The 4,411-nt window shown below is 41.8% G+C and carries 2 protein-coding genes and 2 pseudogenes; all 4 read right to left on the bottom strand.

The window, feature by feature from the left end; genetic code table 11:
- Window positions 1-423: pseudogene (locus WKF69_RS17055) on the bottom strand (3-phosphoglycerate dehydrogenase); the annotation flags it as partial.
- Window positions 424-517: 94 nt separating this feature from the next.
- Window positions 518-1,588: a 3-phosphoserine/phosphohydroxythreonine transaminase gene (gene serC / locus WKF69_RS17050; protein WP_340383431.1), complete on the bottom strand. Its 1,071-nt coding sequence runs from the start codon at window positions 1,586-1,588 to the stop codon at window positions 518-520.
- Window positions 1,589-1,675: 87 nt separating this feature from the next.
- On the bottom strand, window positions 1,676-4,147 hold the full coding sequence (locus tag WKF69_RS17045; protein WP_340383430.1) for a TonB-dependent receptor: 2,472 nt from the start codon (window positions 4,145-4,147) through the stop codon (window positions 1,676-1,678).
- 7 nt (window positions 4,148-4,154) lie between these two features.
- Window positions 4,155-4,411 (bottom strand): annotated as a pseudogene (locus tag WKF69_RS17040) (ribulose-phosphate 3-epimerase); the annotation flags it as partial.

The raw sequence follows: 4,411 nt of genomic DNA, 5'->3' as shown, positions 1-4,411 counted from the left end.
AACACCTTTGGCGTAGGCTTTTTTCAGGTCATTAAATTTTGTATCACCTTCAACCGGCATCTTGCGGTTCGCATCCTGCAAAAAACGGATACCGGTAAACAGGTGGGCGAAAACTAATTCCGCTACAGAAAGTGATGAGGCGGCCGGTGTGTTTACAACAGCGATCCCTTTTTCCCTTGCATAATCTACATCAATATTATCCATTCCCACACCACCACGGCCTATCAGCTTGATATTAGGACATGCGTCAATCAGCTCTTGTCTGAGTTTTGTTGCACTTCTCACGGTAATACCGTCGTATTGCTTCAACCCCTCAAGCAGTTCTGCCTGCGGAATGTGCTCGGTATCAACATGAAAACCTGCTCTTTCTAATAATTCTTTACCTATTGGATCAATACCATCGTTGGCGAGTATACGGAACATAATAATTATAATAAATTGATATTAAGTACTTTGTATTAATTATTTATATAATAACATAACATATCGATACTGCCCATCAGAATCAATTGATGAATTAATTACGCTGCTTTTCTTCAAACTCCTGCATCGCGTCTATCAATGCATGGACGCTTGTTATCGGCAGGGCATTGTACATAGATGCACGAAATCCACCAACACTTCTGTGCCCTTTGATACCGATAATATCTCTGTCCTCTGCAAATTTTAGAAAGGGTTTCTCCAATTCAGGATTTTCCATTACAAAGCAAATGTTCATACGGGATCTGTCCTCTACCTTACAAGTTCCTTTGAATAAAGGATTGCGGTCAATTTCTTTATATAGAGTGTCAGATTTTGAAAGGTTTTCTCTTTCAATGTCAGCGATACCCCCTTTAGACTTTAACCAGCGGAGATTAAGCATCGCTACATATATTGCAAATACGGGTGGAGTATTATACATAGATCCGCCTTCGATCTGAACCTTATAATCCAGCATTGAACCCAATTTGCGATCTAGTTTTCCAAGTATGCTGTCTTTCACGATCACAACTGTAAGTCCTGCAGGTCCAATGTTTTTCTGTGCCCCTGCGTAGATCAGAGAGAAGTCAGCAACATTAACAACCCGGCTCATAATATCTGACGACATATCGCAAACAACAGGAACGGATGTTTTCGGTGTTTCAAAAAGCTCTGTACCGTAAATTGTATTATTTGAAGTATAGTGGAAATACGCTGAATCAGCAGGAATCTCAAAATCTTTGGGTACATATGTATAATTAGCTTCTTTCGAAGTAGCGACCACATTCACGTTTCCGACAATTTTAGCTTCTTTTACTGCTTTGCTTGCCCAGACGCCAGTATCAAGATAGCTGGCCGTTTGTCCGTCACCCAGTAAATTCATTGGCACCATGGAAAATTGCATTGAAGCCCCTCCCTGTAATAAAATTACCGAATACCCTTCCGGAACATTCATAAGTTCTTTAATTAAGCGTATCGTTTCGTCGACTACTTGCTCAAACTCAGGAGTACGATGGGATATTTCTAAAATGGATAAACCGGTACCGTTAAATTCGAGTACGGCTTGCGACGCCTGTTTAAAAACTTCCTGAGGTAAAATGCAGGGACCTGCACCAAAATTGTGTATCATGATTTAAGGATTTGTTGCCCAAAAATAGCAGAATATTTTGACACATTCGACCTTTTTAAGCCCCATATTGTAAATCTTGACAATATTCTAACGGGTTTTTAGCTTCGCTATAATTCGAAAATTAAATTTCCGGAAGGTCAGGTAATTAGGTACAGCATATTGCACTGTACTAACGTCTTTTAACCAAAGATAAGATGCCGTATTCTTATTATTCAGAAGATTAAAAATTTCGGCATGTGCGCTCAATGACTGGAAATATTTTTTAACAAACGGGGCTATTCTTTTGCTATCCGGGTCGGCAAAATCTTTTGAAAAGCCTATATCAACCCGTTTATACGCTGGTATCTTGAATACATCCTCGTACCGCTGAGATCCGGGAGGACCGGTAGGCAACGACGAAGCAAATAAAAGGTTAAGATGGACCTTGTATGTTGGATTTTGAAGAAGGCGGTCCTGGAATAGAATTCCGAGATTTACCCGTTGATCTGACGGACGTCTTAGATATCCTGGCTCTATAATAGTATTCGGCATACCCGTGGCTCCCGGAATGATATACCAGTCATCTTTTATATCCTCTTCGGTCTTCATAAAAGATAGCCGGAAAGTAGATTCGAGCTCTTTAGCAAAGTTTCCGCTCAAACTCAGGTCTACACCAGCTGCATATCCTTTAGACAACTGGTCTGAGAAATATCTGACCTTAAGATCTTCCGTCTTATAGGGCGTAAGGCGGGTAAGGAATTTATAATAGATCTCTGAGGTGAATTTTAATCTGGTTCCTAAACCATCGAACTTACGATCAAGTCCGCTTAGCAGCTGATACGAATGTTGGGATCTGGAATTGGGGTTTAAACTCCCGTTGAAATTCCTCAGCTCCCTATAATATGGCGCTTGCGAATAAGCTCCTGCCGAAAACCGTAATAGCAGACCATCGTTATTATCCGGATAGTACATAAAAGATAATCTTGGGCTTATCAGCAGCTCATCAGTAAAAGAGTTAAAGTTGGCCCTCACTCCTGCTGCAAAAGTAATGTAAGGGCTAACGCTGAACGTGTTTTGAAAAAAGCCGTTGATCCTTCCGATATTGATCTCATTTTGCTCTGTAATAATATCCGAGTAGGTCCAGCTAGCGGATGGCGGTCTGGAATAAGCCGTGGAGTCCAGGCCTATATATTCTTCGACCTTATCCCTGATCCTATCACGCTGAACCCTCACTCCCATTTCCAGAAATGATTTGCGATATTGTTTATAGATCCTCAGTTCCGAATTATACACAAGGGTTTTAAGGCGATTATTTACGAAATCATATTGAGACCCTTGCCCTAAACGATTGCCTCCTTTTTTGGGGCCTAATCCGGCCCTTTCATCGAAAGTGTACCAGCCCAAAAGATCAGTGTTTTCAGACTCATTAATCCCGGTTAATGAGCTTATCCATTTCACGCTTGACGTGTTTGAAAAGTTATAGGCGAATGTGACAGCTCCCATAGCGGACTCAAACTTCGTCGTTTCAACTCCGTCATAGTTAACAAATAACTTCAAGACTTCATCCGAAGTGCCGAATTCAGTCTCCCGTTGGCCGGGCACGACATCCAGCTCTCCTTTATTATAATTTCCGAACAAGGAAAGATTAAACCTCGGCGTGATATCCTGTTTATAAAGTAACTGGTAATCTGAGAATTTCGATTTGTAGTTCCCCGCTAAGTTTTGTCTTTCCAGCAGGTCTTGATTTTTCTTATTCCTGACACCTGCGAGAATGTAACTGCTTTTGAACGGAACTTTTAAAGTGACAGAGGTTCCAAGGAAGCTTGCAGAAGCTTCAAGGGAAAGTGAATCTGGCCGGGAATATCTTACATCAAGAACAGAGGATAATTTATCGCCGTAGCGCGCTTCAAATCCACCGGCTGAGAATCTCACGCTGGTCGCCATATCCGGATTCACAAAACCAAGGCTCTCCTGCTGCCCTTTACTAACAGATAGCGGGCGGAATATCTCGATATCATTAAGGTAAAGAAGATTCTCATCAAAATTACCTCCACGTACCGAATATTGGGAACTCAGCTCATTATTAGCAGACACTCCGGGCATGTTCTTTATCAGGCTCTCAAAACTTCCTGAGGTACTCGGGTACGCACTAAATTTTTCGGTTTCCATTATTTTAAAATTACTGCCGCTGAATTTTTCAGTAATGTTGATCTCATCCAGGGACTGGACTTCGGGATTTAGTTCCACATCCTGGACATTTTCGCGTGAAGCAAGCAGCCCAAGCTCTAATGTTATGGTTTTGTAGCCCAGACGGCTGAATGATAAGGTAATATTCAGCGGAACCGGATTGATCAGGTAAACCCCTTCACGGTCAGTCTGCGTAATATACTTTGATCCTTTAACCTGTACCGTAACACCGCTCAATATTTCTCCTTTTGAAGAGCGGACTGTGCCCCTGATAGAAGAAACATCCTGGCCAAGGACATTAAAAGACGTCAGAAAAGTGAAGATTAGGAAGCAACAACGAACTCTGGCTGCCCGATAGAAATCATAATGACAGAAAATTCCGGATCGATTCAAATTACGGTCAGGCTGTTAAGATATCCGAATTTAAGTGTTTTAATTCAGATATAGCAGAAGAAGGGTCCTTAGCTGCAAATACAGCATTGCCGGCTACCAGAATATTTGCCCCGGCTTTTAAAAGTGAAAGAGCGTTCTGAGGACCAACACCGCCGTCGACCTCTATAAGCAGCTCATTATTACGGCCAGTAGCGAGGTATATTAAGGCCTGGATCTTTTTATAAGTATGTTCTATGAACTTCTGGCCACCAAAACCTGGGTTAA

The sequence above is a fragment of the Daejeonella sp. genome (assembly GCF_037719425.1).
In the GTDB taxonomy this organism is placed as follows: Bacteria; Bacteroidota; Bacteroidia; order Sphingobacteriales; family Sphingobacteriaceae; genus Daejeonella.
Note: the sequence above shows the minus strand (reverse complement) of the source record. Positions and strands in the feature narration are given on the sequence as shown.

Excerpts from the sequence above, each read along its gene's own strand:
- serC (WP_340383431.1), bottom strand. The coding sequence starts at position 1,588 with ATGATACACAATTTTGGTGCAGGTCCCTGCATTTTACCTCAGGAAGTT.